Here is a 6,690-nt window from a genome sequence, read left to right as displayed (position 1 = left end):
CGGGCAGCTCGTTGCTCCTCGGTGACGAGGTTGACGAAGATGTCCTCGATGGAGGATTCGATCTCGGCGGCATGCGCGTCGCTGAAGCCGGCGGCGACGAGGTCGTGCCGGATCTGTTCTCCGGTCGTGGTGGATCCTTCGGGAAGGACGGCGTGGAGCGTCGCTCCGGAGAGGTAGGCGTCGTCGATCTCGTCGTTGTGTTCGAGCCAGGCGAGGGCCCGGTCGGTGTCGTCGACGGTGATGTCGAGGATGCGGCGCTGGCTGTGCCGGCTGCGCAGGTCGGCTGGGCTGCCATCGGCGATGATGCGACCGCGGTAGATGAAGGCGAGCCGGTTGCAGTGAGCGGCTTCGTCCATGTAGTGGGTGGTGACGAACAGCGTGACGCCCCGTCCGGCCAGGTCATAGAGCAGATCCCAGAACTGCCGCCGGGCGACCGGATCCACTCCGGAGGTGGGTTCGTCCAGGAAGAGCAGCTCGGGATCGTGGATGGTGGCCGCACCGAGGGCGAGGCGCTGCCGCCAGCCAACGGACAGGTTGCTGGTGAGTTCGTGCTCGCGTCCGACCAGGTCGGCCATCGCCAGGATGTAGTCGCGTTGCGCGGCGTAGCGTTCGGCCGGCAGGTCGTAGACCCCGGCGTAGAACTTCAGGTTCTGCTCGACGGTCAGGTCCTCGAAGAGGGCGAACTTCTGGCTCATGTAGCCGATCCGCGGCTGCACCCGGTGGGGGTGCCGCGTCACGTCCTCACCGAGAATGCGGATGCTGCCGGCGTCGGGACGCATGGTGCCGGTGAGCATCCGGATGGTGGTGGTCTTGCCTGAGCCGTTGGGGCCGAGGAAGCCGAAGATCTGGCCGGCCGGGATGACGAGGTCGATTCCGTCGACGGCGGTGAAGTCGCCGAAGGTCTTGGTGAGTCCCCGTACGGAGACCGCCGGCACGTCGCTGGTGGTGTGGCTCATCGGGCTCCTCACGCGGTGATCCGGCGGCGGGTGGCGACCACAGCGGTGCCGAAGATGACGACGCCGAACCCGGCCAGGGCCAGCAATGGCGTGGCGAGGTCGGCGAAGCCACTGCCCTTGACGAAGACGCCACGCAGCATCTCCAGCGCGTAGGTCATCGGGATCGCCCGGCTGACCGGCTGCAGCCAGGCCGGCATGGACTCGATCGGGAAGATAAACCCGGAAAGAATCATGAACGGCATCATCAGGAAGACGATGACCTGCTGGGCCTGCTGCCGGGTGTGGGCCATCAGCGAGACCAGCAACCCCAGCCCGATGCTGGTCAGCATGAACAGCAGCATCCCCACCACGACCACCCAGACACTGCCAGCGAAGGGCACTTTGAACCAGCCGATGCCGACCGAGGCGACGATCAGCATCTGGGCGATGGCCAGCAGCACGTACGGGGTGATCTTGCCGATGATGTACTCCCCGGCCCGGATCGGGGTGACGAACATCTGTTCCAGGGTGCCGGACTCGCGCTCCTTCACCACGGCCTGGCTCATCACGATCATCAGCGAGAGCATGGAGATCACCGCCACCAGGCCCGGGACCATGGTGTTGATCGAACTCAGGGTGGGGTTGAACAAGACGCGTACCTGGGCGTCGATGCCCGGCGCTCCGGCGACGGTGGCACCCAGCTGTGCGGCCCGGGCGCTGTTCACGCCGGCGATGATCTGCGAGGCGTAGCCACCTGCCAGCGCGGAGACCTGGGAGTCCGAGCCGTCGACGATCACGCCGATCGGTGCGGTCTCGCCCTGGGTGAGCGCCGTCTCGGTGCCGGCGGGGATGACGACCGCGAGCTGGATGGTGCCCTGATCCAACAACTGGCGCACCTCGTCCTCACTGCCGGGACGTTGGGTGACGGTGAAGTACTCCGAACTGGCGAAGGAGGCGTCGATGGCGCGCGAGGTGACGGTGTGGTCGAGGTCGATCACGGCGGTGTTGAGATGGGTGATGTCGACCGCCACCACGTAGCCGAACATGATCAGCTGGACCACCGGCGCCACGATCAGGATGCCGGCCAGGAAGGGATCGTGACGCAGTTGCAGGAACTCCTTCCAGATCAGCAGCCGGAGGCGTCGCAGGCTTTTCATTGCCGTGCCCTTCTGCTGTACAGGACCGTGGAGATCGCGATCAGGAGGAACGAGGTGAGCGCCAGCGCGCCGAGTTGCGGCCACAGCTCGGTCAGTCCGGCCCCCTTGAGGAACACCCCGCGAGAGAGCGCGACCATGTAGCGGGCCGGGAAGGCATACGCGATCCATTGCACGATGGTCGGCATCTGCTCCAGCGGGAATACGAACCCCGACAGCAGGAAGGACGGCAGCATGGCGATCATCATGGCTGCGATGTTGGCGGTGTCCTCGCTCGGGGCGACGGCGGAGACAGCCAGTCCCATTCCGAGGCAGGACAGGATGAACAAGGTGGCGCCCAGGGCCAGTGCCAGCACACTGCCCCGCAGCGGGACGCCCAGGCCGAAGACGCCGATGGCGGTGATCAGGACGACGTCGACGAAGGCCAGCAGGGTCCAGGGGATGAGCTTGCCGATCATGAGTTCCAGCTTGCGCAGCGGACTCACCTCGAGTTGTTCCTCGGTGCCGAGCGAGCGTTCCCGGACCAGCGTGACGGCGGTCTGCTGAACGGTCACGATGGCCAGGATGACCACCATCAGGCCTGGGATCAGGAAGTCCGACGAGCGGTGGTCGGGGTTGTACCAGGTCCGCAGCCGGGGCTCCAGGGTACCGACGGCGGACAGGTCGAGACCCTGGTCAGCGGCCCACTCGCGGGTGAGTTCGCCGGAGAAGACCTGGTTGATCGCCACCGAATAGGATCTGCCGACCCGAGCCGAGGTCGGTTCGCTGCCATCGATCAGCACCGCGATCTCGGCGTGCTGGCCGGACAGGATTGTCTGCTCGAAACCGGCCGGGATGATGACCGCGACCCGCGCCGTCCCCTCGGCGAAGGCGGTGTCGACGTCACTCATGCGCTCCGGGTGGCCGACCACCTGGAAGAACGCGGACTCCTCGTAGCGCTGCACGTACTGCTGGCTGGTGGGCGTCTTGTCCAGGTCGATCACCACGGTCGGCACGTTCTCGACATCGAAGCTCAGCGCATAGGCGAACAGCAACAGTTGCAGGATCGGCAGCAGCACGACGGCTGCCAGCATGCGCCTGTCGCGGCCGAGGTGCTTGAACTCCTTGGTGACGATGGCGCCGACCCGGGTGAGGCTGCCGTTCATGCCGTCCCCCTGCCGGACGCGCCGCTGGTGGCGAGGTGGGCGAACACGGTCTCCATGTCGGCGGCGATCTCGCGGACGGTCGCGTCCGCGATGCCGGCGTCGGCCAGGGCCGCCGTCAACGACGCGGACGGTTCGTCGCCGCCCTCCCACAGCACCCGCACTGTGTCACCGAGTGGATGGGCGGAGGTCACGCCGGTGACCGCGGCGACCACCGGCAGCGCCGCCCGGGCGTCGGAGGTGCGGACTTCGAGGAGCCGTCCCGGCACCAACGCCTTGATCTCGGCAGGGGTGCCGGACTGCAGAATCCGGCCCTGCTCGAGGAAGGCGATGCGGGTACAGCGCTCGGCCTCGTCCATGTAGGGCGTGGCGACCAGCACCGTCCGTCCCTCGCGGTGCAGCCCGGCGAGGATCCGCCAGAACTCCCGCCGCGAGACCGGGTCGACGCCGGTGGTGGGCTCGTCCAGCAGCAGCAGGTCGGGTTCGTGCATCAAGGTGGTGGCCAGCATCAGCTTCTGTTTCATGCCGCCGGAAAGGTGCATCGCCTGCCGGCCGGCGAACTCGGCCAGCCCCATCGAGGTCAGCAGCGTCTGTGCCCGACCACGGAGCTCGGCGCGCGGCACCCCGCGAATGGTGGCGAAGAAGGTCAGGTTCTCCAGCACAGACAGGTCGGGATACATCGAGAACCGCTGCGACATGTACCCGATCCGGGGATGGACGGCCGGCGCCTGGTGGGTCACCGAGAGCCCGAACACCTCGGCATCGCCATCGTCGGGGGCCAGCGTGGTGGCCAGCATCCGGATCAGGGTCGACTTGCCGGCGCCGTCCGGGCCGAGCAGGCCGAACACCGCCCCGGCGGCGATGTCCAGGTCGACGCCGTCCACCGCCACGGTGTCGTCGAAACTGCGCCGCAGCCCCCGGGCCCGGACCGCCAGTTGCTCGTCGTCCATGCTCAGGAAAGTGTGACGTCGACCGGCATGCCGGGCTTGAGCGTTCCGCTGTCGTCGGCGATCCGGACCCGTACCTCGTAGACGAGCTTGACCCGCTGCTCCTTGGTCTGGATCGTGTTCGGGGTGAACTGCGCCTCGCTGGCGATGTAGGAAACCGTGCCCTTGAACTGGGAGGTGCTGGAGTCGGTGACCAGCGTCACGTCCTGGCCGACCTTGACGTTGCCGATCTCGGTCTCGGAGACGTACACCCGGGCGAACAGGCTGGCCGGGTCGAGGACGGTGAGCAGGGTCTTCGCCGGGGCGGCGTTCTGGCCGACGTTGGTTGTCACCGAGGTGACCGTGCCGGCCTGCGGGGCGGTGACGATCGTGTAGGCAAGCTGAACCTGGGCGAGCTCGACCTGCGCCTCGGCCTGCTTCAGCTTCGCCTTGGCCGCGGTGACATCGGCCTTGGTGGAGTCGTCGTCATTCTTCACGTTGGTCAGCGCCGCCTTGGCGGCGGTCACCCCCTGCTTGGCCTGCGTCACGGTCAACTTCAGGGCGGTCCGGTCCAGCCGGACGACCTCCTGGTCCTTGGTGACGGTGTCCCCCTCGGCCACCAGCACTTTCGTCACCCGTCCGGCGATCGCCGGTGAGATCTGGTACTGGGTGGCCTCGATGGAGCCGCTCAGCGTCTCGGTGGTGGTGGTCTCGGCGCTGGCCTGGCTGTCCCACCACCACCAGATGCCACCGCCGACCAACAGCAGCACCACCACTGCGATGACGGCCTTCGGGGGACGCTTGCGCTTGGTCGTTGCCATGGGGGTCATCCGTTCGTTTCGTTGGTGGCTGTCGCCTCGCGGCAGCCGTCGATGGTGACGTCCACCGGAACCCCGGCGGGCAATTGCTCCGAGCTGGTGAACTCAGCCTCGAGCGCGCGGGTCAGATGGATCTCGTCGGTGGCCGCATCGCTGGGCGGGTACACAGAGGCATCACCCAGCCGGGTCAGCGTCCCGCTCACACTGGACGCCTCCGGCATCCAGTCGCCGACGATGGCGACGGTGTCGTCGGTGCAGACCTGGGCTGCCTGGGCAGGCGACAGCCAGGCGGTGATCCGGCTGGGGACGTCGGGACGGATGGTCACCACCGGCGCCCCGATACCCAGCTGATCGCCGACCTGTGCCACGTCGATCACGACCCCGGTCACCGGAGCGGTCAGCTCGGTCAGCGCTAGCTGGGCATCAGCCAGGTCAACCGGTATCTGCGCCGCAGCGGCGGCGATCGTCGCCAGTTCCTTGGCATCCTGCAGTTGCGCGCGGACGTCGACGATCGTGGCCGCGGCGTCATTGAGCTTGCGGCGTCCCTGACGAGCCTGCTTCAGGCCCTTCTTCAGCTTCGGCTGGGCGGCGGTGGCCTGCTTGATTCCGGCGTTGACCTTCGTGAGCCCGGCCTTCAGTTGGGCGATGGCGGCCTTGAGTTCCTCCTGGGTCGGCATACCCGGCGGAGCCACCGGCGGGTAGTTGGCGAGCAACTGCTCGGCCTGGTTCAGCTTGGCGGTCAGCTGTGACCGGGTCTTCTTGAGCTGCTTGAGCGCCTTGGCCACCTTGCCCTGCATGGCGGTGAGCTTCTTGATCGCGTCGTCGACCTTCTGCTTGTTCTCCGCGACGGTCTGGGCCTTGTCGTAGGTGTCGTCGATCGCCGCCGCCAGGACCCCGATCTGGGCCTTGGCCGCTGCCTGGTCGGCCTTCGCCACGGCCAGCTGAGCCGGGAGGGTGCCCGGGTCGACGGTGGCGACGACCTGGCCCGCGCTCACGGTGTCTCCCTCGGCCACCGCCACTGAGGCGATCCGGACGGTGGAGCCCAGGCCGAGGACGCTGGCCACGTCGGAGGTCGGGGCACTCTCGGTGGAGTCGCCGAAGCCGACGTTGGGGTTCACCACCGCGACGGCCAGCAGCGGCGCGGTCACCACCTCAGTAGAGTCGACGACCTCGCCGGTCACGGTGACGCCACTGCTGGGTGTGCTGCATCCGGCAAGCAGTGCGAAGGCGGTGATCAGCGCGATCACCAGAGCAGCTCTACGAATCATCGCCGTCCTCGCGACCGGCCAGCCGGCCGTGCAGGAAGCGGTTGACGTGGGCGGTCACGTCCAGTGGCGGAACCGATCCACCGTTGGCCACGGCGGCGAGCACGAAGGGCATCGCGATCGGACCGAGGAAGGCGAACAGCAGCGAATCGCCGGATTCGGAACGAAGCCTGCCCTCCTCCTGGTAGCGGCCGAGCAGGTCGCGGATCACGGCGAACATCCGGCCCATCATCGGCCCGATCTCCGCCAGCTCGGGATCGACCGCTGCGGTAATGAGGATCCGCGCCGACGACCCGAACGCCGTCCAGGTGTCGCGGTAGGTGGTGGCGAGCCGGATCAGGTCGGCTTCGAGGTCGCCGGTGTACCGCAGGGATTGGGTCTCGATGTTGCTCACGCGCTGCCTGATCGCTGCGCTGATCAGGTTGCTCTTGTTGCCGAAGTTCCGGAACA

The 6,690-nt window shown here is 67.5% G+C and carries 7 protein-coding genes; all 7 read right to left on the bottom strand.

Annotated elements, in window-relative coordinates; all coding sequences use genetic code 11:
• Positions 1-956: ABC transporter ATP-binding protein (locus VB080_RS12530; protein ID WP_323418793.1), on the bottom strand; the 956-nt coding region annotated here is incomplete at its 3' end.
• Positions 957-964: 8 nt separating this feature from the next.
• Entirely contained in the window at positions 965-2,092 is a 1,128-nt protein-coding gene (locus VB080_RS12525; RefSeq protein ID WP_323418792.1) for an ABC transporter permease, read from the bottom strand.
• On the bottom strand, positions 2,089-3,234 hold the full coding sequence (locus VB080_RS12520) for an ABC transporter permease (RefSeq protein ID WP_323418791.1): 1,146 nt from the start codon (positions 3,232-3,234) through the stop codon (positions 2,089-2,091). Before VB080_RS12520 ends, VB080_RS12525 begins: the two co-directional genes overlap by 4 nt.
• Complete coding sequence (locus VB080_RS12515) at positions 3,231-4,181, bottom strand: ABC transporter ATP-binding protein (RefSeq protein ID WP_323418790.1); 951 nt, start codon at positions 4,179-4,181, stop codon at positions 3,231-3,233. The genes VB080_RS12520 and VB080_RS12515 overlap by 4 nt, the downstream gene beginning before the upstream one ends.
• Before the next feature lie 2 nt (positions 4,182-4,183).
• A complete protein-coding gene (locus tag VB080_RS12510) occupies positions 4,184-4,978 on the bottom strand; it encodes an HlyD family secretion protein (protein ID WP_323418789.1) in 795 nt (264 codons plus the stop codon).
• 5 nt (positions 4,979-4,983) lie between these two features.
• Positions 4,984-6,243, bottom strand: a complete 1,260-nt coding sequence (locus VB080_RS12505) for an HlyD family secretion protein (protein ID WP_323418788.1) — start codon at positions 6,241-6,243, stop codon at positions 4,984-4,986.
• A partial coding sequence (locus tag VB080_RS12500; RefSeq protein ID WP_323418787.1) for a hypothetical protein occupies positions 6,233-6,690 on the bottom strand: 458 nt, incomplete at its 5' end. The genes VB080_RS12500 and VB080_RS12505, both read right to left, overlap by 11 nt.

The sequence above is a fragment of the Propionicimonas sp. genome, assembly GCF_034927565.1.
Lineage (GTDB): Bacteria > Actinomycetota > Actinomycetes > Propionibacteriales > Propionibacteriaceae > Propionicimonas.
This window is presented reverse-complemented; position numbering and strand designations above follow the sequence as displayed.